The 23,087-nt window shown below is 71.8% G+C and carries 21 protein-coding genes and 1 tRNA gene; 10 read left to right on the top strand and 12 right to left on the bottom strand.

Annotated features, from left to right (window positions below; translation table 11 throughout):
• Positions 1–19: 19 nt before the first annotated feature.
• From H7X46_RS27795 to hxlA, 5 genes are read right to left on the bottom strand one after another with little or no spacing between them, the layout of a single operon-like run.
• Positions 20–1,405, bottom strand: coding sequence for an ATP-dependent 6-phosphofructokinase (locus H7X46_RS27795; protein ID WP_186362157.1), 1,386 nt, complete (start codon positions 1,403–1,405; stop codon positions 20–22).
• Between the two features lie 28 nt (positions 1,406–1,433).
• The gene (gene glpX / locus H7X46_RS27790; RefSeq protein WP_186362156.1) at positions 1,434–2,375 is read right to left on the bottom strand and encodes a class II fructose-bisphosphatase; all 942 of its coding nucleotides are present in this window, start codon (positions 2,373–2,375) and stop codon (positions 1,434–1,436) included.
• A 55-nt stretch (positions 2,376–2,430) separates the two neighbouring features.
• On the bottom strand, positions 2,431–3,015 hold the full coding sequence (gene hxlB, locus H7X46_RS27785) for a 6-phospho-3-hexuloisomerase (RefSeq protein WP_186362155.1): 585 nt from the start codon (positions 3,013–3,015) through the stop codon (positions 2,431–2,433).
• A gap of 27 nt (positions 3,016–3,042) precedes the next feature.
• A complete protein-coding gene (gene tkt, locus H7X46_RS27780) occupies positions 3,043–5,148 on the bottom strand; it encodes a transketolase (RefSeq protein WP_222131456.1) in 2,106 nt (701 codons plus the stop codon).
• A 37-nt stretch (positions 5,149–5,185) separates the two neighbouring features.
• Entirely contained in the window at positions 5,186–5,893 is a 708-nt protein-coding gene (gene hxlA, locus H7X46_RS27775) for a 3-hexulose-6-phosphate synthase (protein ID WP_370589013.1), read from the bottom strand.
• A 275-nt stretch (positions 5,894–6,168) separates the two neighbouring features.
• On the opposite strand from hxlA, the gene pqqB reads away from it, so the two are divergent.
• From pqqB to pqqE, 4 genes are read left to right on the top strand one after another with little or no spacing between them, the layout of a single operon-like run.
• Positions 6,169–7,080, top strand: a complete 912-nt coding sequence (gene pqqB, locus H7X46_RS27770) for a pyrroloquinoline quinone biosynthesis protein PqqB (protein ID WP_186362154.1) — start codon at positions 6,169–6,171, stop codon at positions 7,078–7,080.
• Positions 7,077–7,781 (top strand): pyrroloquinoline-quinone synthase PqqC, encoded by a 705-nt coding sequence (gene pqqC, locus H7X46_RS27765; RefSeq protein WP_186362153.1) that lies wholly within the window; start codon positions 7,077–7,079, stop codon positions 7,779–7,781. The genes pqqB and pqqC overlap by 4 nt, the downstream gene beginning before the upstream one ends.
• Complete coding sequence (pqqD, locus tag H7X46_RS27760) at positions 7,778–8,053, top strand: pyrroloquinoline quinone biosynthesis peptide chaperone PqqD (protein ID WP_186362152.1); 276 nt, start codon at positions 7,778–7,780, stop codon at positions 8,051–8,053. The genes pqqC and pqqD overlap by 4 nt, the downstream gene beginning before the upstream one ends.
• Entirely contained in the window at positions 8,050–9,159 is a 1,110-nt protein-coding gene (gene pqqE / locus H7X46_RS27755) for a pyrroloquinoline quinone biosynthesis protein PqqE (protein WP_186362151.1), read from the top strand. The genes pqqD and pqqE overlap by 4 nt, the downstream gene beginning before the upstream one ends.
• A gap of 63 nt (positions 9,160–9,222) precedes the next feature.
• Here pqqE and H7X46_RS27750 read toward each other — a convergent pair whose 3' ends face one another.
• The 4 genes from H7X46_RS27750 to H7X46_RS27735 all read right to left on the bottom strand — a co-directional run bounded on the left by H7X46_RS27750 (position 9,223) and on the right by H7X46_RS27735 (position 13,525).
• The gene (locus tag H7X46_RS27750; protein WP_186362150.1) at positions 9,223–10,356 is read right to left on the bottom strand and encodes a dipeptidase; all 1,134 of its coding nucleotides are present in this window, start codon (positions 10,354–10,356) and stop codon (positions 9,223–9,225) included.
• A 39-nt stretch (positions 10,357–10,395) separates the two neighbouring features.
• Positions 10,396–11,379 carry a fructose-bisphosphatase class II gene (locus H7X46_RS27745; RefSeq protein ID WP_255426232.1) on the bottom strand — a complete coding sequence of 328 codons (984 nt, stop codon included), beginning with the start codon at positions 11,377–11,379 and terminating at the stop codon, positions 10,396–10,398.
• A gap of 92 nt (positions 11,380–11,471) precedes the next feature.
• A complete protein-coding gene (locus tag H7X46_RS27740) occupies positions 11,472–12,449 on the bottom strand; it encodes a class I fructose-bisphosphate aldolase (protein ID WP_186362149.1) in 978 nt (325 codons plus the stop codon).
• 38 nt (positions 12,450–12,487) lie between these two features.
• Positions 12,488–13,525 carry a LysR substrate-binding domain-containing protein gene (locus tag H7X46_RS27735; protein ID WP_186362148.1) on the bottom strand — a complete coding sequence of 346 codons (1,038 nt, stop codon included), beginning with the start codon at positions 13,523–13,525 and terminating at the stop codon, positions 12,488–12,490.
• 435 nt (positions 13,526–13,960) lie between these two features.
• Between H7X46_RS27735 and H7X46_RS27730 the strand changes: the two genes are divergently transcribed.
• Together H7X46_RS27730 and H7X46_RS27725 are read left to right on the top strand one after the other, a co-directional pair.
• Entirely contained in the window at positions 13,961–14,554 is a 594-nt protein-coding gene (locus H7X46_RS27730; protein WP_186362147.1) for a hypothetical protein, read from the top strand.
• The gene (locus H7X46_RS27725; RefSeq protein WP_186362146.1) at positions 14,551–15,777 is read left to right on the top strand and encodes a M48 family metalloprotease; all 1,227 of its coding nucleotides are present in this window, start codon (positions 14,551–14,553) and stop codon (positions 15,775–15,777) included. The genes H7X46_RS27730 and H7X46_RS27725 overlap by 4 nt, the downstream gene beginning before the upstream one ends.
• Positions 15,778–15,834: 57 nt before the next feature.
• Here the strand turns inward: H7X46_RS27725 and H7X46_RS27720 are convergent, their stop codons facing one another.
• Together H7X46_RS27720 and H7X46_RS27715 are read right to left on the bottom strand one after the other, a co-directional pair.
• Complete coding sequence (locus H7X46_RS27720) at positions 15,835–16,392, bottom strand: hypothetical protein (RefSeq protein ID WP_186362145.1); 558 nt, start codon at positions 16,390–16,392, stop codon at positions 15,835–15,837.
• Between the two features lie 341 nt (positions 16,393–16,733).
• Positions 16,734–16,805, bottom strand: a tRNA-Thr gene (locus tag H7X46_RS27715).
• A gap of 146 nt (positions 16,806–16,951) precedes the next feature.
• On the opposite strand from H7X46_RS27715, the gene H7X46_RS27710 reads away from it, so the two are divergent.
• Genes H7X46_RS27710 through otsB form a run of 3 tightly spaced genes read left to right on the top strand, consistent with a single transcriptional unit; the run spans position 16,952 to position 20,694 of the window.
• Positions 16,952–18,436, top strand: coding sequence for a threonine/serine exporter family protein (locus tag H7X46_RS27710; protein ID WP_186362144.1), 1,485 nt, complete (start codon positions 16,952–16,954; stop codon positions 18,434–18,436).
• Between the two features lie 51 nt (positions 18,437–18,487).
• Positions 18,488–19,939: a trehalose-6-phosphate synthase gene (locus H7X46_RS27705; protein ID WP_186362143.1), complete on the top strand. Its 1,452-nt coding sequence runs from the start codon at positions 18,488–18,490 to the stop codon at positions 19,937–19,939.
• On the top strand, positions 19,936–20,694 hold the full coding sequence (otsB, locus tag H7X46_RS27700; protein WP_186362142.1) for a trehalose-phosphatase: 759 nt from the start codon (positions 19,936–19,938) through the stop codon (positions 20,692–20,694). Before H7X46_RS27705 ends, otsB begins: the two co-directional genes overlap by 4 nt.
• A 49-nt stretch (positions 20,695–20,743) precedes the next feature.
• Here the strand turns inward: otsB and H7X46_RS27695 are convergent, their stop codons facing one another.
• Positions 20,744–21,847 carry a LacI family DNA-binding transcriptional regulator gene (locus H7X46_RS27695; protein ID WP_186362141.1) on the bottom strand — a complete coding sequence of 368 codons (1,104 nt, stop codon included), beginning with the start codon at positions 21,845–21,847 and terminating at the stop codon, positions 20,744–20,746.
• A 150-nt stretch (positions 21,848–21,997) separates the two neighbouring features.
• On the opposite strand from H7X46_RS27695, the gene H7X46_RS27690 reads away from it, so the two are divergent.
• On the top strand, positions 21,998–23,083 hold the full coding sequence (locus H7X46_RS27690) for a metal ABC transporter solute-binding protein, Zn/Mn family (protein ID WP_186362140.1): 1,086 nt from the start codon (positions 21,998–22,000) through the stop codon (positions 23,081–23,083).
• The last annotated feature ends 4 nt before the right edge of the window (positions 23,084–23,087 follow it).

Raw genomic sequence — 23,087 nt, 5'->3', positions numbered from 1 at the left:
TGTCGCACCGTCCGCGTGCTCAGCAGAAGGAGGCCGCGCGGACCTTCCCGCGCTCCCGGACCGATCCGAACTCGGCCGGCTGGCAGGTGGTCTCGAGCACCGACATCCACATGTCACCGTCGGGGTCGACCTCGTTGCGGCGGCTCGTCATCAGCGGCAGGGGAACGTGCACGATGCGTCGCCGCCAGCGGGCGACGGCGGCCTCCGTACGACCGGCCATCGCCGCGTGCACCGCGGCATGGGCCAGCCGCAGGCAGTAGACGCTGTCGTAGGCGTTCGCGGCGATGGTGCGGACCGCATAGCTCGGGTCGATGTAGCGCATCGTGGGCGCGAGGCCGACCGCGGTCAGGTGGGCGGTGATGCGCTCCTTGAGGAACTCCGCGATGTTGCCGAGCTTGATGTTGCCCGACGCATCGGTGGCGTGGCCGTTGTGCTGCGGGGCACCCAGGTGCTTCAGGACGTCCTGGCCCGCCCCCTCGGCCACGACGACCACCACGTGTCCCTTGGTCCGCACGTGCCGCTCGACGTGGGCCAGCACGCCGTCGTCGCCCTCGAGCACGAACGGGACCTCGGGGATCAGGACGACGTCCGCGGCACTGGAGGCCAGCGCCGCGTAGCTGGCGATGAACCCCGAGTGGCGCCCCATCAGCTTCACGAGCCCGACACCGTTCGGGCTGGCCGCGGCCTCGACCGCGACCGCCGAGATGAACTCCGTGGCCCGGGCGAACGCGCTCTGGAACCCGAAGGACTGATCGGTGAAGGGCAGGTCGTTGTCGATGGTCTTCGGTACCCCGATGACCGCGATGTCGAGACCGCGCGCCCGGATCTCCTCGCTGATGTAGGTCGCAGCGCGCATCCCGCCGTCGCCACCGATGACGAACAGCATGTTGATGCCGCGCAGCACGAGCGTGTCGACCATCTCGCCGGCGTCCTGCCCGCCGCGCGAGCTGCCCAGCACGGTGCCGCCGGCGTGGTGGATGTCGCGGACGCCCTCCACGGTCAGCTCGACGGTGTCGTCGCGGTGCGCGGCCGTCAGTCCCCGGAGGCCGTTGCGGAAGCCGACGATCCGCCGGACCCCGTAGTGCACGGCGAGTGCCTTGACGAGACCGCGGATGACGTTGTTCAGGCCGGGGCAGAGCCCGCCGCAGGTGACGACGCCCGCCGTCACCTCCGTGGGGTCGAAGTAGATCTTGCGGCGTGGTCCGGCCGCTTCGAAGCTGGGCGCCCGGTCGGACGGGAGACCGTGCTCGGCCAGCATCGACACGGTGTCCTCGAGCAGCACCCGGTCGCCCTCGGCGACGTAGTGCGGCGAGGTCTGCTTGGTGGAGAGCAGCGCCGACAACGGCGAGTCGAAGCGGCACTCGCCGAGTGCGCGGACACGGAGGTCGTCCAGGTGCAGAGTCACCGAATCTCCTTGGTCGTCCCTGGTGGGATCAGTCGAACGTGGTGTGCGTGATGTGGCGGATCTGGCCTCGGGTGATCAGCAGTGACTCGGTGATGGTCATGCCGTCCCCGACGCGCGGCCGGCCGAGCAGGGCCCCGCCGTTGACCCCGGTGGCGGCGAAGAACGCGTCACCCGCCACGAGCTCGTCACGGTCGTAGATGCGGTCGAGCGACATGCCCGCCGCGCGGATGGCCTCCGCCTCCTCGTCGCGCTGGGGAGCCAGGCGGCCCAGCATGCCGCCGCCGAGCGCGCGGACCGCCGCGGCCGTCATGACTCCCTCCGGCGTGCCACCGACCCCGAGGAGGAGGTCGACGTCGTGGTCCGGCAGCAGCACCGCCAGGCTGCCGCCGACGTCGCCGCCCGCCGGCGTCTGCACCGCCGCACCCGCCTGCAGCACGCGGGCGATGAGCTCCTCGTGCCGCGGCTTGTCCATGATCATGACGCGCAGGTCGGCGACCTTCTTGCCGAGCGCCTCCGCGACCTTGGCCAGGGTGGTCTCCGGGGGGTCGTCGAGATCGACGACCCCCTCGGCCGCCGCGGACACGACGATCTTGTCCATGTAGAACCCGGGCCCCGGTGACCACATCGTCCCGGACTCGGCGAACGCGATCGTCGCCAGCGAGCCCGGCAGGTCCCGGGCGGAGAACGAGGTTCCCTCGAGGGGATCGACGGCGATGTCGAAATCGGGTCCGTGGCCGTTGCCGAGCACCTCGCGGTTGAACAGCATCGGGGCGTCGTCCTTCTCGCCCTCCCCGATCACGACGGTTCCCCGGCCGGGCGCCTCGGCCAGGGCCGCGCGCATGGCCGAGGTCGCCGCCGCGTCGGCGGCATCCTGATCGTTCCGGCCGACCCAGGCGTAGGCCGCGACCGCGGCGTCGCGGGTGGCGTCGAGCGCTACCGATTCCAACGTGCTGATGTCGGCGGCCTGCATGTCGGGCTCCTCTGAAGGGAAACGTCGGGACGGGGAGGGCGAGGCGGTCACCCGATCACTCGAGGTTCGCGTGCAGGCGCCACAGCTCGCGGGCCTGGCTGCCGCCGCTCTTCCACAGCGTGTGGAACAGCGCGTCCGTCACCACCAGCACGGACTGCTCGAACAGGCTGCCGGCGTACTGGACCGACGTGGAACCGTCGAAGTCCTGCTTGTCGGCAGCCGGGATGACGAGCACCTCGGTCGCGGTCCGGCCCAGCGGCGAGCCGGGTGAGGTGGTCAGTGCGATCACGTCCGCGCCCTGCTCGCGGGCCGTCTCGGCGGCACGCACCACGCGGGCCGTCCTGCCCGAGCCCGACGCCGCCACCAGGACGTCACCCGGGCCGATCGCCGGGGCCGTCACCTCGCCGACGACGTGGGTGGGCAGCCCGAGGTGCATCAACCGCATCGCCGCCATCTGCAGGGCGAGCCCGCTGCGCCCGGTCCCCAGGGTGAACACCTTCGGTGCCGAGAGCAGCAGCGCCCCCGCCCGCGTCCAGGCGTCGGGCTGGATCGCGGCGGTGACCTTGTCCACCTCGCCCACGACCGCGCGGGTGGCGTCCGAGAACAGGCCGGGATCGAGCTGTGTCGCTGTCTGGGTCAACGAAATCTCCTTCTCGTGAACGGGGGTTCATCCCCGCCGTGCGGAATCCGCGCTGCGCCGGGCCGCGTCGACCACGGCCTCGGTGGTGATGCCGAACTCCCGGAACAGGGTCGTGAAGTCCGCCGAGGCCCCGAAGTGCTCCAGCGACACGATCTCGCCGGCGTCACCGGCGAACCGGTGCCACGGCTGCGCCACACCGGCTTCCACGATCACCCGCGCCCGCACCGCGGGCGGTAGCACCTCGTCCCGGTAGCTCCGGTCCTGCCGGTCGAACCACTCCACGCACGGCATCGACACCACGCGGGTCGCGATCCCGTCGGCCTCGAGCCTCGCCCGGGCCTCCACGGCCAGCTGGACCTCGGAACCGGTTCCGACCAGTACGACCTCGGGCGGGTTCGAGGACGCCTCGACGAGCACGTACCCGCCGCGGGCGACCCCCTCGGCGGACGTGCCCTCCAGCGTCGGCACGTTCTGGCGGGTGAGCGCCAGCCCGGCCGGGCCGTCGGTGTCCTCCAGCACGGCCTTCCAGGCGTGCGCGGTCTCGTTCGCGTCCGCCGGGCGCACCACGGACAGGCCGGGGATGGCGCGCAGCGACGCCAGCTGCTCGACGGGCTGGTGGGTCGGGCCGTCCTCGCCGAGGCCGATCGAGTCGTGCGTCCACACGTAGACGACCGGCAGCTGCATCTGCGCGGCGAGGCGCACCGCCGGGCGCATGTAGTCGCTGAAGATGAGGAAGGTCCCGCCGTACGGCCGGGTGCCGCCGTGCAGCGCGATGCCGTTGAGGATCGACGCCATCGCGTGCTCGCGGATCCCGAAGTGCAGCGTGCGGCCGTACGGCTGGGCCGTCCAGGTCGCGGTGGAGATGCCGGCCGGGCCGAAGGAGTCCGCACCCTTGATCGTGGTGTTGTTGCTCTCGGCCAGGTCGGCCGACCCTCCCCACAGCTCGGGCAGCGCCTCGCCGAGCGCGGCGAGCACCGCGGCCGAGGCCTTGCGGGTGGCGACACCGCCACCGGGCTCCCAGGTGGGCAGGCCCTCGGCCCACGCGGCCGGCAGCTCGCGCTCGGCGAGGCGGTCCAGCAGCGCCTTGCGCTCCGGGTTGGCCTGCGCCCAGGCGTCGAACTCGAGCTGCCACTTCTCGTGGTCGGCCCGGCCGCGCTCGGCCACCGCGCGGGTGTGCCGCAGGACGTCGTCGTCGACCTGGAAGCTCGTCCGGGGCTCGAGGCCGACGGCCCGCTTGACCGCGGCGAGCTCGTCGCCGCCCAGTGCGGCGCCGTGGACCTTGCCGGTGTTCATCGCGGTCGGCGCCGGGTAGCCGATCACGGTGCGCAGCACGATCAGCGTCGGGCGGGCCGTCTCGGACCTGGCCTCCTCGACCGCCTCGAGGAACCCGGTGACGTTCTCGCCGCCGTCGACCGTGACGACGTGCCAGCCGTACGCCTCGTAGCGCTGGGCGGTGTCCTCGGACAGGGCGATGCGCGTGTCGTCCTCGATCGAGATCTCGTTGCTGTCGTAGATCACCGTCAGGTTGCCCAGCTGCTGGGTACCCGCGAGCGAGGACGCCTCGGACGTGACGCCCTCCTCGATGTCACCATCGGAGGCGATCACGTAGATCTGGTGGTCGAACACGCTCGCGCCCGGCTCGGCGTCCGGGTCGAACAGCCCGCGCTCCCGGCGGGCGGCCATCGCCATGCCGACGGCGTTGGCCAGGCCCTGGCCGAGGGGGCCGGTCGTGGTCTCCACACCCTCGGTGTGCCCGTACTCGGGGTGCCCCGGTGTCAGGGAGTCCCAGGTGCGCAGCGCCTTCAGGTCGTCGAGCTCCAGGCCGTAGCCGGAGAGGAACAGCTGGACGTACAGCGTGAGGCTCGAGTGCCCGGCGGACAGCACGAACCGGTCCCGCCCGATCCACCCCGCGTCGCCGGGGTCGTGTCGCATGACGCGCTGGAACAGCGCGTAGGCGACGGGCGCGAGGCTCATGGCCGTGCCGGGATGCCCGCTCCCGCAGTTCTCGACCGCGTCCGCGGCCAGCACCCGGGCGGTGTCGACCGCGCGCCGGTCCAGATCGGACCAGTCGCCGGGCGCTCGCCAGGTGGTCAGGCGGACGATCTCGTCTGCGGATCGGTGTGGTGGTGACATGGACGGGGTCTCCCTGGGTGTCGCCGGGGTGGGTCGGTCAGGCGGTGGCGCGCTTCTTGAGCTCGGCCGCAGCAGCAGCGGGCTCGGCGGCGTTGTAGATCGCCCCACCCGCGACCGCGACCACGGCACCGGCCTCCCGCACCGAGGCGATCGTGTCGACCTTGACCCCACCGGCGATCGAGAACGCCACCCCGGCCTCACGACCGTCATCGAGCAGCCGCTCGATCGAGTACCCCGGACGCGCCTGCTCGTCGAGACCGGCATGGATCTCCACGAACGCCACCCCCAGCTTGGCGACCTCCCGGATCCGGGCCACCCGCCCGTCCACCACACTGATCATGTCCGCCACCACCTGCTTGCCGTGCTTGTCACCGGCCGCCACCGCACCCCGGATCGTGTCGTCGTCGACCGCACCCATCACCGTCACCAGATCCGCACCCGCCTCGAAGGCCAGCTCCGCCTCCAACGCACCCGCATCCGCGGTCTTCAGATCGGCGAACACCAGCTTGCCCGGATGCGCCGCCTTGATCGCACTCACCGCACCGATACCCGCCGACTTCACCAACGGCGTCCCCAGCTCGAGAATATCCACCGACTCCGCCACCTGATTCGCCAGCGACAACGCCGACGGAAGGTCCAGAACATCCAGCGCCACCTGCAACTGCACGACAATCTCCTCACACGAGTTCAGCGAAGGTTCCCCACCACCATCACCCGCCCCCGCAGAACCCGACAACACCCCCACACATACAGAACAACAATCCCCTATACCCACCACGAATAGCCGCGCCGAGCCCGGGCGGCGGTCCCGGGCCGCTCGTGGCGGGCCGGTCGCCGTTCGTCCGCGGTCCGGCACCGGTCGTTCGCGATCGGTTGCCAGGTCCGGGCCCGGGCGAAGAAGGTGGCGAGGAAGTCCACGGCAGGGGTCGAACGTGCGGGAGGAAGCCATGAGGTGGGAAACGCCCGGTTCCGCGGCCGGCGAGGCTCGGCCCGACACCACCTCCGTCGGGCGTTGACGCCGTGTTCGTCCATTGCCTCGGAGTCGCGGCCGGCGGAGGGTTCCCGCAGTGGAACTGCGCGTGCGCCGGGTGCCGGAAGGCCCGCGCCAAACCCGAGGTCGCCTCCCACCACGCCGGGATCGCGGTCTCCGGAAACGGCGATCGGTGGTTTCTCCTGAATGCGACCCCGGACGTCCACCATCAGATCGCCGCGGATTCCTCGTTGCATCCCGGGCCGGAGATCCGCGCGACACCGGTGGCCGGTGTGCTCCTGACCGACGCGGAGTTCGACCACACGATCGGCCTCTTGATGCTGCGCGAGGAATCAACGCTCACGGTGTACGGAACGTCCCCGGTGCTCGACGCGCTGACCACGTGGTTCCCGGTCCGGGACCTGCTGAGCGACTATGCGCGCATTTCCTGGTCCCGGATCGAGCCCGGCAGGCCGCTGGACCTGGACGACCAGCTGCGCGTCACGGCGTTCCACACCGGTACCAAGGCCCCGCGCTACGTCGGGCGTACGCGGCACGCGCCGCCCGAGGACCCACCGTCGACGTGGGAGGTGGGATTCCGCCTGGAGGACACCGTCACGGGCGGGACCGTGGTGTACGCGCCGACGCTGCCCCGGTGGGACGAGCAGTTCGCCGGGCAGGTCGCCTCGGCCGACTGCATCTTCCTCGACGGCACCTTCTGGACCGACGACGAGATGGCGTGCCAGGGCGCGGGCAGCCGGACCGGACGCTCGATGGGACACATGCCGGTCGGCGGCGCCGACGGGTCCGCTCGCGCGCTGGCCGCGCTCCCGGCGAGACGGAAGATCTACACCCACGTCAACAACACGAACCCGATCCTCGACGAGGAGTCCCGGGAACGGCAGTGGCTTACGAGCCTGGGCATCGAGGTCGGTCACGCCGGTATGGAGGTGGAGGTATGAACGCCGCCTGGTCCATGGAGGAGTTCGAAGCGCGGCTGCGGTCCATCGGAGAGAAGCGGTACCACCACCTCCACCCGTTCAACGAACGGATGCACGCGGGTTCGCTGACCGAGGAGGAGTTCCGGGGATGGGTGCGGAACCGCTTCTACTACCAGGTGAACCTGCCGGTGAAGGACGCGTTCATCCTGACCAAGCTCCCGGGGCGGGACGACCGGCGCCGGTGGATCCAGCGCATCATCGACCACGACGGGCGCGCCGGCGACGAGGGCGGCATCGAGAAATGGATCCGCCTCGGTGAGGCCGTCGGCCTGACCCGCGAGCAGCTGTTCGACGACGACACGGTGCTGCCCGGCGCCCGGTTCGCGGTGGACGCCTACGTGGACTTCTGCCGCCGGAAGCCGTGGCTGGAGTCGGTGGCGTCGGCGTTGACCGAGCTGTTCGCGCCCGACCTGCTCAGCCGGCGGATCACCGACGTCCGGCACCACTACCCGTGGATCGCGACGGAAGGGCTCGAGTACTTCCGGGCACGGCTCACCCAACAACCCAAGGACATCGAGCACCTGCTCGAACTGGTGCTCAACCACGCGAGGACCCGGGACCAGCAGGAGGCGTGCGCGCGGGCGCTGGAGTTCAAGTGCGACGTGCTCTGGACCCTGCTCGACGCCGTGGAACTCGCGTACGGCAGCAGGAGCGGGCGATGACCGACGACGATCTGACCGCCACCCCCACGCTGGCGACCAAGGCGATGCTCAAGCACGACCACGTCAGGGACGTGGAGCTGCTGCTGCTGCCCGAGCGCGTCGTGCTCCTCAACAAGTCCGGCGCGGCGATCCTGAGCCTGTGCGACGGCAGCCGCACCGTGCAGCAGCTGGTCGAGCAGCTCGAGCACGACTTCGAGGCGACCGACCTGCTGAACGACGTCATGTCGTTCCTCGCCGACGCCAGCGGGCGCGGCTGGGTGGTGGTCCGGTGAGCGCGGCTCCGCAGCCCTTCGGCCTGCTGGCCGAGGTCACCCACCGATGCCCGTTGCACTGCGTCTACTGCTCGAACCCGTTGGCGCTGCTCGAACGCCAGGACGAGCTCGACACCGACGACTGGCTGCGGGTGATCGACCAGGCCGCCGCTCTCGGTGTGGTGCAGGTCCATCTCTCGGGCGGGGAGCCCCTCGTCCGCGGCGACCTGGAGACGCTGGTCGCCGAGTGCCGCCGCCTCGGCCTGTACACGAACCTGATCACCAGTGGCCTCGGGCTCACGGAGCGCCGGGCGGAAGCGCTGGTCGCCGCGGGGCTCAACAGTGCCCAGCTGAGCATCCAGGGCGACGCCGCCGAGTCGACGGACCTGGTCGCGGCGAGCAAGCGGTTCGACAAGAAGGAAGCCGCCGCACGCATCATCCGTGACGCCGGCCTGCCGTTGAACATGAACGTCGTCCTGCACCGGCTGAACCTGGGCCGCCTGGACGCGATCATCGACGTCTGCGTGCGGTGGGGTGCCGAACGGCTGGAACTCGCCAACGCCCAGTACTACGGCTGGGCGCTGCGCAACCGCGAGCTGCTCATGCCCGGCAAGACCCAGCTCGACGAGGCGGTCGAGATCTACCGACGCCGGAAGGAGCAGCTGGCCGGGCGGATGGAGCTGCTCTGGATCCTCCCGGACTACTACGAGCCCTACCCGAAGCCGTGCATGGGGGGTTGGGCGCAGACGGCACTGACCGTCGCCCCGGACGGCGTGGTGTACCCCTGCCCGGTGGCCGCGGAGATCACGACCATGGCGTTCGAGTCGGTGCGTGACCACGACCTCGACTGGATCTGGACGAGGTCGGCCGCGTTCGAGGCGTTCCGGGGCACGGAGTGGATGCCCGACCCGTGCCGCAGCTGCGCTCGCAAGGAGCTGGACTTCGGCGGCTGCCGCTGCCAGGCCTTCGCGCTGACCGGCGACGCGGGCCGCACCGACCCGGTGTGCCAGCACTCGCCGGACCACCACCTGATCCAGGACGCGCTGGACCGGGCCAACCAGGACGGCGCCGGGCCGGACGGGCAGCTCGTCCACCGCCGGCCGACGGTGCCGACCCGGAACCGCTGAACCCGGCGCGGTCCCGACCGGAACGGCCACTGCCCGGGCTCACGACGTGTCACGACCCGGCGCTCAGGCGCGTGCGGCGTCCTCGGTGTCGCGCAGGACCCGGAGGGCGTTGTCGCGGGCGAGCTTCCGCAGGTCGCCACGGCTCCACCCGCGGGACCAGAGCGCGTCGAACAGGCGGGGGAAGTAGTCGACGCTCGGGATGTCGGGCGGCGGTGTCATGCCGTCGAAGTCGCTGCCGATCCCGACGTGGTCGACCCCCATGAGGTCGCGGAGATGCTCGATGTGCCGCACGATGTCCGGGATCCCGGCCGCGGGGCGCGGATGCTCCCGCTCCCACTCGGTGACGGCGTCGTCGGCCGAGGACGCCGGCGCGCCCGCACGCGTCACGTCGGCGCGGACCTCCTTCCTGGCCACGTCCCAGCGCCGGACCTCCTCGCTCAGGAAGGTGGGCAGGAACACGGCCATGACGATGCCGCCGGTCGATCGGACGCGTCGGAGCACGGGGTCCGGCACGTTCCGGGCGTGCCGGCACACGGTGTAGGCCCCGGAGTGGGAGAAGAAGACCGGCGCGCGCGACACGTCGAGCGCCGCGTCCATGGTGGCGTGCGAGGTGTGGGACAGGTCGACGAGCATCCCCAGGTCGTTGAGCTCGGTCACCACCGCCCGCCCGAAGTCGCTGAGGCCGCCGGTGTCGACGACGTCGGTGCAGCTGTCGGCCCAGCCGGTGTTCTTCGTGTGCGTCAACGTCAGGTACCGGGCGCCGAGCCGGTGGAACAGGCGGAGGACGTCGAGCGAGCCGAGGATCTGGTGCCCGCCCTCGACGCCGATCAACGACGCGATCCGCCCCTCGCGGTTGATCTTCTCGATGTCGTCGGCGGTCAGTGCGAGGGCCGTCCGGTCCGGGTAGAGCGCCTGGATGCGGTGAATCCCCTCGAACTGCTCGAGCGTTCCGGCCGCCAGCGCCTCACCGGTCGTCGAGCACGGCATCCAGACCGACCAGAACTGGGCACCCACCCCGCCTGCGCCGAGCCGGATCAGGTCCGTCTGGAGCGTGCCGGGCTGCGCGACGGAGATGTCGAGCGTGCCGAAGTCCATCCCGGCCCGGTCGCGGATCTTCGAGATCATGTCGTTGTGGCCGTCGATCAGCGGTGCTTCGGTGAGAAGCGACCGGACGCCGTCGCCGGGATGCACGGTCATCGCACTCCTTCGGGGACGTGACAACAGGAGATCATCAGATCACCCCTGGGGCAGGTCGACCAGCCGTTCGTTCGGGCAGTACGGCGGTCGGGCGAGCCGGTGCTCGGACTCCACCATCCGCACCGTGTCCGGCTCCGAGCTCAGCACCACGGACCAGGTGGTGGCACGGCCCGGGTGGTACCGGACGCCGTGCAGGAGCTCGCCGGTGGTGACCCCGGTGGCGCAGAACAGGACGCGCCCGCCGCGCACCAGGTCGCGGGTGTGGAGGACCTCGTCGACGCCGTCGGAGCACAGCCGGAGCTGGAGCGACCCACCCAGGCAGGACAGGGCGGCCGCGGCGATGACCCCCTCCGCCGCTCCCCCGGTGCCCAGCAGCAGGTCCACCGGGCTCTCGGGACGTGCCGCGGCGATCGCTCCCGCGATGCCGCCTCCCTGCAGGGCACGGACCCGGGCCCCGGCCTCGCGGACCTCGTTCGCCGCCTCCGGGTGCCGGGCCCCACCGAGCACGGCGACCTCCAGGTCCGGCACCCGCACGCGCCTGACCGCGGCGACCGCGCGCAGGTTCTCCGCCACCGGCCGGGTGATGTCGACGACGTCGGCGCAGTCGGGGCCGGCGGCCAGCTGCTCCACGAGGGCCGCCGGGGGCGGTGCGTACAGCGCACCGCCCCCGGCCACGGCGATCGCCACCAGCGGGATCGGCTCGCCCGTGGCCGGTGCGGGGCCGCCGCCCACACTGACGCCGAGGTCGCACACCGGCCCGTCACCGGCGCCGACGGCGTCGCCCGCCGACAGGACGGGTGCGCCGGTCCGCTCGCCCTCACCGATCACGACGGTGCCACGCACGGGCGCGGACATGAGGCGTTCGTGCATCGCGACGGCGGCGGCCGTGCCACCGTTCCGCCGTCCGCCCCCGCGGCCGGCCACGATGGCGGCGGCCTCGGTCACCCGCACGAGTTCCAGCGCGAGGGCCTGATCGGGCCCCGGGACGACCGTGGTGGCGAACCGCTCCTGGGTAGTCATCATCCTCGATCCGCTCGAACGGCACGGGCACGAACTGCGCCGGACGCCGGGGCGGCCGGCCTCGGCGGTTCCGGCCGCCCCTCACCGGTCGGAGCTCAGCGTGCGGCGGCGTTCGCGACGGCGTGCTCGGAGAGCGCGTTCTGCGCGGCGACCCGGTTGTTCTCGTCGCCCCGCCAGGCCTCCAGCGCCGGCCCGACCAGCGCCCGGCCGAAGGAGTAGGTGAGCTCCCAGGGCAGGGGATCGAGCTTCTGCATCGCCCCGAGGTGCTGGGTCGCCACTTCCGGACGCTGCCCGCCGGAGAGGAAGGCGATCCCCGGCACGGACGCCGGAACCGTCTCCCGAAGCGTGTCCACCGTGGCCTGGGCGACCTCCTCCACGCCGGGCCGATCCGCGCTGCCGCTCCCGGCGACGACCATGTTGGGCTTGAGGACGATCCCGTCGAGCTGCACCTGCATCAGGTCGAGCTCCTCGAACAGCGACCTCAGCACGGCGGTCGACACCTGCCGGCAGCGCTCCAGCGAGTGGTCGCCGTCCATCAGCACCTCGGGTTCCACGATCGGTACGAGGCCGCCCTCCTGGCAGAGGCCGGCGTAGCGCGCCAGCGTGTGCACGTTCGCGCGCACCGCGCGAGCCGACGGCGCGTTCTCGCCGATCGTGATCACTGCGCGCCACTTCGCGAACGTCGCGCCGAGCCGCACGTACTCCGCCACGCGTTCCCGAAGCCCGTCGAGGCCCTCCGTGACCTTCTCGTCCGGTGCTCCCGCCAGCGGCTTCGCCCCGGTGTCGACCTTGATCCCGGTGAGGATGCCGATGTCCTCGAGGTACTCCGGGAAGGTGCGCCCGTTGCTCAGCTTCTGGTGGAACGTCTCGTCCGCGAGGATGATGCCGCTGATCGACTCGGCGAGCCGCGGAGTCGTGACGATCAGCTCCCGGTACACCCGGCGGTTCTCCGCGGTCGGCTCGACGCCGACGGTCTCCAGCCTGGCGGACATGGTCCCGATGCTCTCGTCGGCAGCGAGAATGCCGCGCCTGTCGGACACGAGGGTCCGTGCGATCTTGTTCAGGGCTGACACTGTGATTGATCCTCCTGTATTCGCTACGGGTTCGACGATCAGGCGATCGCCTCGTGGACGTCGACCGCCACCGCCTTCCGCGGCCTCGGCCGCGTTCGTGAGCCGGCCTTTCTCGATTTCTGGCCCGGCCCGATGACGGGCACCGGAGAGCCTTTCGACGCGGCGACCTCGACCAGTTCCTGCGCCAGCTCCGGAAGGCCCCTGCGTTCGTTCCACGCTGCGTAGACCGGTTTCGCGGGCATTTCCTGGTCGACGTCCACCCGGTGCAGCCGCCCTTCCGCGAGCTCGGCGCGCACGGTGGAGACGTTCAGCACCGTCACCCGCCGGCTGGTCGCGACCGCCTGCTTGATCGCGGCGCTGGACGGCAGCTCGACGTAACCCCGTGGGGTGGGTGCGGCTCCCAGCAGCTCGTCGGTGAACTCCCGGAGCCCGGAGCCGCGCTCGCGCAGCACCAGGGGCGCGGCCGCCAGCTCCGGCACCGTCACCGGCGTGCCCCGCACCGCCCACGGATGGCCCGGGCCGACCACCACGGCCAGCTCGTCGTCGCAGATGTGCCGGGTCGCCAGGTCGTCGCGATACTGCTGCTGTCCGTGGTGGCCCGCCCGGCACCAGCCGTCGATGAACGCGAGATCGACGTGCCTCGCCAGGACCAGCCGGCGCAGCGCGTCGACGCTGCCGGTCTGCACCTCGACGCGAACATCACCGAACGAGGACCGGGAACGGTTCAGCCATTCGGGAACCAGGTGCTCGGAGATCGCCGGGCTACCCGCGACCCGGAGCCGTCTCGCCTCGGAGGAACGGGCGTCGGAGCCGAATTCCAGCAGCTCCCGCGCCGCCTGCATCACGTTGCGGGCGTACTTCGCGAGCATCTCCCCGTCCTCGGTGAGCTTCGAGCCCGCGGGAGAGCGCTCCAGCAGCCGGAGACCGAGCCGGCGTTCCATGGCGCTGATCCGGATGCTGGCGGCCGGCTGGGAAAGGCTGTGCGCCTGCGCCGCTTTTCCCACGCTGCCGTAACGCTCGACCGACAGCAGCAAGTCGAGGTCGGCGAGCTGGGGCATCTTGGACGGAAGCACCATTGATTTCATCCTCTCGCGCTGGACCTGCGACTCGCGGTACCCGGCGAGATTTGGACACGGCGGCATGTGTGGTCAAGCCGCCCGAGACGAACACACGTTGCGCGCGCATGAACGGCGCGCACCGGGCCATCTGCGGTCCGGGACGGAAATCGGCGCGCAGTGACGGGGTTCACGTCCCGTTTCGTGACACCGGAGGTGCCGTTCGTCGCCGGTGGACCGCTGTTCGTCCGATCCGGCTCCACCGCGGTGTCGGCGACGTCGCCGGAACGTCGGCGGCACCCCCGGTCGCGACAGCAGCGTGACTCGGCATGGCAGCGTCCAGGGCCCCGGGGGCAGGCGGACGTGCCAGCACGGCGGCCCACCCGTGCAACGTTCAGAGCCCCTCGAACGAGTGTGCCTCGGCACCACACCGGGCCACCGAGGGGAGTCGATTCCGTGACCGCGCTGCCTTCGGGCTCCGATCAGCTCACGAGCTGGGCTGAGCGCCTCGCCGACCGGGTCGCCCCCGACGAGGTGGACCTGGCCCCTGATCTCATCGCGGCCTATGTCGAAGGCGGTTCGGCGCGCCGAGAGCTGTTCGCCGGGGTGCGCGCGGACCCGGGCGCGTTCGGCGCGGGAACGGCGTTGTTCCTGCCAACCGTTCTCGACGTAATCCACGCGTCCTACATCACCATCAAGGCATTCATCGGAGATCCGGCGATCAACACCCTGGTGGCGAGCGCGAGCCTGGGTGTGGCGTTGCGGAGCCTGCGCGCGTCGAGGCCCACCCCGACTTCATCGAACGACAGCCTCGGGGATCAACAGCCGTCCGTCGCTGCGAGACGCCCCGACGACACTGGAGGAACCGAGGCGCCATCCGAGGTGGTCGAGCGGGCCGCGACGGCGGTCGTGGACGTCCGCGATCGGCTCGACCGCACTGGTTCCGATCCGGCCGCAACCGCCACAGCGGCGGCGGCGATGGAGGTCGTGGCGGCCGACCCGGCCGCGGCGGCCGCGTTCCTCGACCGCGCCCGGAACGCAGCACCGTGACCTCGGTCGGGCTTGACCAGCCGGCCGCAGCGATGCCGCCCTGGCCGCTGCTCTGGCTGGTGACCTACGCGGTCGCGTTGCCCGCAACGATCTCCGGGTGGGTGGCATCGTTCAACCTGTTCGACGGGGCCGGGCTCTCCGGCGAGTCACCGTCGTCGTGGCTGCTTCTCGCGTATGCCGTGCTCTCGCTCGTGCCGGATCTCCTGCTGCTGGCGGGTGTGCTGGGTGTCCTGCTGCCCGGGTTGCGGGGGCGCTACGTCGAACGGCGCTTCCGCCTGACGCCACCGGACCGCGGCGTCCTGTACGAGATCGAGACGTTCATGCGGGAGCACGGCGCTGCCGTCGAGGTACGTGCCAACCTGACACGCAGCGGTCGGCTGGTGCGCGTGTACCCGGCCGGTCTGCGCCGGGCACGCGTCGCCGTCTTCGCGCCCTTCGTCAAGCAGTGGCGCGCAGACCGGGCGGGAGCCGAGGCGGTACTGCTGCACGAGATCGCGCACCTGCGCACCGGCGACCACCTGCTCCTCGGGATCGGAAGCCCGTTCGTCGCGTTGCTCAACGTCTGGTTGCCGCTGCTGCTGCTCGGCGGCGTCCTGCCATGGGTTGTGTTTGCCCTGTCCGACGAACCGACTGCGTGGGTGCTGGCCGGACAGCTGCCTCTCCTGGTCACCGAGCTCCCACGGCAGCTCCTGCTACCGGTCGCCGCGCTCTGGGCCGCCGAGCTGGCTGCCGACCGGCACACCGCCCGGCTCGGTCGTTCCGATGACCTGATCCGGGTCCTGCAGCACGGCGTCTCCACGCGGACCGGGCGGTATCAGCGGATGTTGCTGGGGATGTCGCACCCGCCGCCGGGGATGAGGCGAGCGGTCCTGCTCGGCGGACGCTGGGGAGATGTCGCCCTCCTCGCCGGCTGGCCGCTGAGCCTCATCCTGCTGCTCGTCGTCATCCTCGTCGGGGCGGTGCCGGCATGGCTGCTGATCGGGCAGGCACCGACGCTTCTCGAGCAAGCGATGACGAACTCGGGAGGGTTCCTGCGGGACAGCGCTCGTCTCTGGGTGCCTGCGATCGTGCTGCTGGCCCTGTGGCCGGTGCTCGGCCGCGCCTGGACAGCCTGGTGGAGCGGGGCCACCACGGCCGGCGTCGGGATTCCGACGAGGCTGTACCTGGCTGTGGCGGCCACTGTTCTGGTCCTGTTCGGATCGCTGGTGACCGTTACGGCGTGATCCGAGTGCAGCAGGTCCCTGCGGTCGCCGCAGGTCGTCAGCGCTTCGACAAGGGGCTCAGCCGAGGCTGAGATGAACGTCGCCAGCTGCTACATCGTCTGCGGTGAAGGTGACCTCACCGCGGTGGCTGATCTCGACCGTGTAGAACTCCGAACTCGGAAGGTCAGCAACGGTGAACGGGAACGTACACCCATAGGGCTCGGGTCGGCCCGCGCCGAGGTGGCCGACCCCCGCGATCGCGCCACCGGAATCGCGGACTGTCACCGAGACGCCTTCAGCGATGTCGTCATACCCACGGTAGGTGACACAGCGGCCCCCATTGGAGCCGTAGCTGCTGTAGCTCGACGACAACGCGCTCGTGCCCGTGGCTACAGTGATTCGCCCGGTCATGGTCGTGTTCGCACCGAATGATGCGAGCACGCCGAGCACGACGAGCAGCGCGATCACACCGACGAGCACGACGCGGCGGGATGTCGAATGGCGGAGCTGCCCGTGTCCGGATTGGTCACGAGCGACCGCCTGTCGATCGCCGTCACGCTGTTGCTTCCAGGCCTGGAAACGAACCCACTCCTCGCGGTCCGCCTGCGCCATCGACTCCCAGGTCTCCCTATCCACGTCCCCGACCTCTCCACTGACCGGACGAGCCGGTAATGGCCCGTTCAGCCGCCCTGTCGAGCACGGTCACCGGCGTGTTTCCGGACGTCGTCAGAGTTGATGAGCTGGATCGACCCGCCGTGCGGCGGGTTCAGCCGCTCACCGCAAAGGCCGCCGATGATCGCTTCCGAGTGCACTGGCAGTCGCGTCGTCGATGCTGCGGTACTCGCAGGTCGGTATCACCAGAGATCCGTCCTTGGACGCCGCCGCGGCCGAGCGTCGCGTGCAGCGTGCGACCACCGGCCGAGGGCCCGGACCGTCGACGGCCGGACGGTGAACGCGTTCATACTGGTCAGGCGCGGAGCCGATGGTCGGGATCGAACCGACGACCTACTGTTTACAAGACAGTTGCTCTACCACTGAGCTACACCGGCGGGTGATCCCAGCCTAACGTCCCGCGTGTCTCGCAACCCCCCGCCCCGGCCACCCGTCGAACGGGACGAGCCCCGGCGGGCGCCCGGGCGTCCAGCCCTAGCCTGGTGGGGGTAGCCGACGACATCGAGATGGAGGTGACGGGGTCGTGGCCGAGGACACGCCGACCGCCGACCGGTTCGCGCGGCGGTTGCGCGGTGCGTTGCGGCGGGACGCGAAGCGGCTGCTGACCCCGGGCCCGTCGACGGTGCCCATGCTGATGCTCGGGCCGCAGGTGCCCGACGACGCCCGGGTCCAGGAGGTCCTCGACCTCTGCATGCGGATCGGCGAGATCGAGCTGTCGTCCGGCGAGTCGGTCGACGAGGTGACGGCGACGATGCTGCGGCTGGCCAACGCGGCCGGCCTGCCCGCCGTCGACGTCGACATCACGTTCACCTCGATCACGATGTGCTGCCACCGCGGCAACGCCGCCCAGCCGGTCACCACGATGCGCCTGGTCCGCTACCGCACGCTCGACCTGTCCCGGCTCGCCGAGACCGAGCAGATCGTCCGGGAGCTGGAGGCCGGGCGGCTGGACGTCCGCGCGGCGTCCGCCCGGGTCTCCGATGTGATCCGCAGCCCGCACCCGTACCCCCGCTGGGTCGCGACGTTCGGCTGGGCCGGCCTGGCCGCGTCCATCGCCCTGCTGCTCGGTGGCGGGCCGATCACTGCTGCGGCCGCGTTCGTCACGACCGCGTGCATCGACCGGATCGGCCGGGTGCTGTCCCGGTGGGGCGTCGCCGCGTTCTTCCAGCAGGCACTCGGCGGGTTCCTCGTGACCGGGTCGACGATCGTGCTGATCTCGATCGGCCTGTTCCCGGCCGGGACACGACCGTCGTTCATCGTGGCCGCGGGCATCACGGTGCTGCTGTCCGGGCTGAGCGTGGTCAGCACCGTGCAGGACGCCCTGACCGGCTACTACCTGACCTCCGCGGCCCGGATCGTGGAGATCTCGCTGCTGTCCGCGGGCCTGCTGACCGGCGTCGTCATCGGCCTGCAGGTCGGGTTTCAGTTCGACCTGACGATCGAGGTGTCCGGCGACCTCCCGTCCAGCGTGGGCCAGTTCGGCCTGTCGGTGGTGTCCGGTGCGCTGGCCGCGGCGTTCTACGCACTCGCCGGGTACTCCCCGCTGAAGTCGCTGCCGATCGCAGGTGTCGTCGGCGGGGCGAGCTGGGCCGTCTACGGCGTCATGACCCAGGTCCTCGGGATCGGGCCGGTGCCCTCGACCGGTGCCGCGGCCCTGGTCGTCGGTCTCGCGGCCGGCCTGCTGCGCCGCGGCACGGACACCCCGCCGATGGTCATCACGCTGGCCGGTGTCACGCCGCTGCTGCCCGGTCTGGCCGCGTATCGCGGCTTCTACCAGCTGGCCGTCGAGGGCGTCTCCGAGGGGCTCGTCACGGTCACGGTCGCGCTGGCCATCGGCCTCGCGCTGGCCGCGGGCGTGGCGCTGGGCCAGTTCATCACCCGCCCGCAGCGCACGCCGGAGGAGAAGCACGGGAACAACGAGGCGTCGGCCACCGGCTCCGGCTTCATGCAGGCGCCCGACCTCGGGGACAACGGCGACGCCCCGGCCGGGTCCTCCGAACCGAAGTAGGCTCGGCCGCGGGGCCCGGGGCGGACCCGGGACGCACGGCGAGGAGGGCATGTGACCAGCGGCGAACCGGTGACCGCGGCAGACCTGGTTGTGGTGGCCAACCGGCTTCCGGTGGACTACGTACGACGTCCGGACGGCAGCACGGGCTGGAGGCGCAGCCCGGGCGGCCTGGTCACGGCGCTGGAGCCGACCCTGCGGGCGAGGGAGGGCGCCTGGGTCGGCTGGCCCGGCGTCCCGGACGTCGACGTCGACCCGCTGGTCTCCGACGGCCTGTCGCTGTACCCGGTGCGGTTGTCCGCCCGGGAGGTCGAGGAGTACTACGAGGGCTTCTCGAACGCCACGTTGTGGCCGCTGTACCACGACGTCGTCGCGCAGCCGCAGTTCCACCGGCACTGGTGGCGCACCTACACGAACGTCAACCAGCGGTTCGCCGAGGAGGTTGCGAAGGTCGCCGCGCACGGCGCGACGGTCTGGGTGCAGGACTACCAGCTCCAGCTCGTCCCGGGGCGGCTGCGGGAGCTGCGCCCCGACCTGCGGATCGGTTTCTTCCTGCACATCCCGTTCCCGCCGGTGGAGCTGTTCCGCCAGCTCCCGTGGCGGACCCGGATCCTGGAGGGCCTGCTGGGGGCGGACCTGGTCGGCTTCCACACCGACGGCGGCGTCCGCAACTTCCACTGGCTCGCCCAGGAGCTGGCGGGCGCCTCCGAGCACCGCGACCCGGAGTCGGTGCAGTACGGCGACCGGCGGGTCCGGCTCGGCGCCTTCCCGATCTCGATCGACTCGAAGCGACTCGACCAGCTGTCCCGCTCCGATGCGGTCGTACGGCGGGCCGCCCAGGTCCGGGAGGAGCTCGGCAACCCGTCGAAGATCATCCTCGGGGTGGACCGGCTGGACTACACCAAGGGCATCGACGTCCGACTGCGCGCCTTCCACGAGCTGCTCGAGGAGGGTCGCGTCACGGGCGGCGACACGTCGCGGAGCGGAGCGGAGTCGGCCATCGACACCGTCATGATCCAGTTGGCGACGCCGTCCCGCGAGCGGGTCGAGCACTACCAGCACATGCGCGACGAGATCGAGCTGTCGGTCGGGCGGATCAACGGCGAGTACGCCCGGGTCGGCCACCCCGCGGTGCACTACCTGCACCGCTCGCTGCCGCGGGAGGAGCTGGTCGCGTTCTTCCTCGCCGCCGACGTCATGCTCGTGACGCCGCTGCGGGACGGCATGAACCTCGTCGCCAAGGAGTACGTCGCCTGCCGGCACGACGACGGCGGCGTGCTGGTCCTCTCCGAGTTCACCGGTGCCGCGATCGAGCTGACCAGCGCGCTGCTCGTCAACCCGCACGACACCGACGGGGTCAAGGAGGCGCTGTACGCCGCGCTGACCATGAACCCCGACGAGGGCCGCAAGCGGATGCGGACGCTGCGCCGCCAGGTCCTGGAGTACGACGTCGACCGCTGGGCCCGCTCCTTCCTCGCGGCCCTCGGGGTGAAGGTGGCCGAATGAGCCTGGACGACGACCTCGACCGGATCGGGCGGGTGCGCCGGCTGCTGGTCGCGCTGGACTTCGACGGCGTGCTCGCGCCGCTGGTGGACGACCCGGCGACGTCCCGCCCGCTCCCCGAGTCGGCCGACGCGGTCCGCCGGCTCGCCGCGCACCCCGCGACCACGGTCGTGATGGTGTCCGGGCGCGGCCGCGACGACCTCGCGACCGTGTCCGGGTTCGTCCCGCCGGTCGGGCTGGTCGGCAGCCACGGTGCCGAGTTCGACGAGCAGCTCGCCGGGCTGCTCGGCAAGGACGGGTTCCTCACCGAGGAGCAGGCCCGGCGCCGGGCCGAGCTGGTCGAAGGCCTGGAGAAGCTCGTCGAGCAGGCCCCCGGGGCGCGCCTGGAGGCCAAGCCCGCCGGGGCGGCGGTGCACGTCCGCGGGATGGACCCCGCGGCCGGGGCGGCGCTCCTGGAGCGGGTCGAGGCCGAGTGGGGGCGCGCGGGCATCGACGCGACCGCCGGCAAGGACGTCCTGGACCTGGCGGTGCTCGAGACGACCAAGGGCTCGGCGATCGAGCTGCTCCGCGCGGCGCTCGGAGCCGACGCGGTGCTGTTCGCGGGCGACGACGTCACCGACGAGACCGTGTTCCGGGTGCTGCGCGACGGCGACGTCGGGATCAAGGTGGGCCCCGGGGCCACCGCGGCCGCCCACCGGGTCGCGGACCCGCAGGAGCTGGCCGGCGTCCTCGCGAGGCTGGGCGCTGCGCGCCCGTGAGTGGTTAGCAGGGTCAGGACCCTGCTAACCACTCACGGGCGCGGAGCGCCTACCAGCCGGAGAAGAACTCCCCCGACTGGCGCAGCGCCCGCGTCGTCGTACCGATCACCAGCTCGGTGGGGAGGGTGACGTGCTCCGGGACGTTCCGCTCGCCGCGTTCCAGCAGCAGCCGGCCCGCCTCCCGGCCCTTCTCCCGGAACGGCTGGCGGACGGTGGTCAGCCCGGCCCGTTCGGCCTCGGGAACGCCGTCGAACCCGGCGACCGACAGGTCCTCGGGCACCCGCAGCCCGCGCCGGCGCACCTCGCGGAGCGCGCCGAGGGCGAGGATGTCGGACGTGCAGATGAGGGCGGTGATCCCGGGGTGCGCCTCCAGCAGTGCGGCCGCCCCGTCGGCGCCGGCCTCCGGGGTGTGCTCGAACCGCTCGACGACCGGCACGGTCGACCAGTCGACCCCGGCCTCTGTGAACGCCGCGCGCAGCCCGGCCAGCCGCTCGCGCTGCACGCTGTAGGAGCTGCCCTCCTGGCGGGCCGGATCGGCGGGACCGTCGTGCCGGCGTGCCCCGAGCCGCATGCAGAGCACGCCGATCCTCCGGTGGCCGAGCTCGACCATGTGCCGCCCGAGTGCGAGGGTGCCGGCGCGGTCGTCCACCCCGACCCGGTCGACGCCCTCGACGTCGGCCGGCTGGTCGCACACCACGGTCGGCACCGGGCGCTGCAGCACGGCCCGGTAGTGCGGGTCGTCCTCGCTGACCGAGTAGACGACGAAGCCGTCGACACCCGCCTGGTAGACGGCGTCCACGTCGGAGTGTTCCGGGCTCACCGGCACCAGCAGCAGGCCGGTCCCGGCCTTCTCGCAGGCCAGCGCCAGTCCTTCGAGGAAGCCGGTCGCGCCGGGATCGCGGAACGCGTAGCTCAGCGCCTCGGTGAGCAGCAGCCCGACCGCCCCGGCCCGGCGGGTGCGCAGGGACCGGGCGACCGGGTCCGGGCCGGGGTACCCGAGCCGGCGGGCGGCCTCGAGGACGCGCTCCCGCAGCGGCGCGGACAGCTGGTCGGGCCGGTTGTACGCGTTCGACACGGTCGTCCGGGACACGCCGAGCTCGGCGGCCAGCGACGCGAGCGTCGCCGGGCGCCGCGGATGCTGGGGACCGGACATGCTCCGAACGGTAGCGGCGGGGTCACGGGCGTCCAAGTCGGCCCCGCCTGCAGCGCACGGATCACATCGGCAGCACCGCCATCCGACGGTAGAGTGAATTGAGAACGGTTTTCGATAAAGGTATGCCGATACGTTGATAGGAGAACGTCCGTGTCCCGATCCCCGCTCCGGCCCGCCGCGCTCGTGGCCGGCCTGGCCGCGCTGACCCTGGGCGTGTCCGCCTGCGGGTCCGGCCAGACCCAGGCGCCGAGCACCCCCGCCCCGCCACAGGTCCCCGTCGTCGCCTCCACCGACGCCTGGGGCTCGGTCGCCCGGGCCGTCGGCGGCAACTTCGTCCAGGTCCAGTCGATCATCGACTCGCCGAGCGGTGATCCGCACGGCTACGAGGCCACCCCGCAGGACTCGACCAAGGTCCGTGACGCGAAGCTGGTCGTGATGAACGGCGGCGGTTACGACGCGTTCATGACCGGCCTGGTCCAGGCCTCCGGGAACCGGGCCCCGGTGATCGACGCCGTCGCGTCGTCCGGGATCGAGGGTGCGGCCGGGTCCGCGCCCGCCGCGGCCCCACCCGCTGCGGCCGGCCACAACGAGGCCGGCCACAACGAGGCCGGGCACGGCGAGGCCGGCCACGGCGCGGAGGACCCGCACGCCGCCCACGGCGGGGCTCCCGAGGGCGAGGCCGGCCACGAGGGCCACGACCACGGCTCGTTCAACGAGCACGTCTGGTACAGCCCGCCGGCCGTGCAGAAGGTCGCCGACGCCGTCGCCCAGCAGCTGGCGACGATCGACCCGGCGCACGCCGACTACTACAGGACCAACGCCCAGACCGTCCGCGGCGGCATCCAGCAGCTGACCTCGAAGGCCACCGACATCGGCCGCACCCACCCGGGCGCCCGGGTCGCCGCCACCGAGCCGGTGGCGAACCACCTGCTCGAGGCCGCCGGCGTGCACAACGTGACCCCGCGGGAGTTCTCCGTCGCGGTCGAGGAGGGCACCGACCCGCCTGCCGCCGTCGTCGCGCGGATGCTCGACCTGTTCCGCACCCGGCCACCGGTCGACGCGCTGATCGTCAACAGCCAGACCTCCTCGCCCGGCACCGACCAGGTCCGGGCCGCGGCCGAGCAGGCCGGGGTCCCGGTGATCGAGATGTCCGAGACGCTGCCGGACGGGACCACCGACTACGTGCAGTGGATGAACGCCAACCTCGACGCGCTCGGTGGCGCCCTCAACCGCTGACCGA

Origin of the sequence: Pseudonocardia sp. C8, assembly GCF_014267175.1 — a bacterium.
Classification (GTDB): Bacteria; Actinomycetota; Actinomycetes; order Mycobacteriales; family Pseudonocardiaceae; genus Pseudonocardia.
The sequence above is the reverse complement of the archived record's forward strand: the minus strand, read 5'-3'. Positions and strand labels throughout refer to the sequence as shown.

Excerpts from the sequence above, each read along its gene's own strand:
- glpX (WP_186362156.1), bottom strand. The coding sequence starts at position 2,375 with ATGCAGGCCGCCGACATCAGCACGTTGGAATCGGTAGCGCTCGACGCC.
- tkt (WP_222131456.1), bottom strand. The coding sequence starts at position 5,148 with ATGTCACCACCACACCGATCCGCAGACGAGATCGTCCGCCTGACCACC.
- pqqC (WP_186362153.1), top strand. The coding sequence starts at position 7,077 with ATGAACGCCGCCTGGTCCATGGAGGAGTTCGAAGCGCGGCTGCGGTCC.
- pqqD (WP_186362152.1), top strand. The coding sequence starts at position 7,778 with ATGACCGACGACGATCTGACCGCCACCCCCACGCTGGCGACCAAGGCG.
- H7X46_RS27750 (WP_186362150.1), bottom strand. The coding sequence starts at position 10,356 with ATGACCGTGCATCCCGGCGACGGCGTCCGGTCGCTTCTCACCGAAGCA.
- H7X46_RS27745 (WP_255426232.1), bottom strand. The coding sequence starts at position 11,379 with ATGATGACTACCCAGGAGCGGTTCGCCACCACGGTCGTCCCGGGGCCC.
- H7X46_RS27735 (WP_186362148.1), bottom strand. The coding sequence starts at position 13,525 with ATGGTGCTTCCGTCCAAGATGCCCCAGCTCGCCGACCTCGACTTGCTG.
- otsB (WP_186362142.1), top strand. The coding sequence starts at position 19,936 with ATGAGCCTGGACGACGACCTCGACCGGATCGGGCGGGTGCGCCGGCTG.
- H7X46_RS27695 (WP_186362141.1), bottom strand. The coding sequence starts at position 21,847 with ATGTCCGGTCCCCAGCATCCGCGGCGCCCGGCGACGCTCGCGTCGCTG.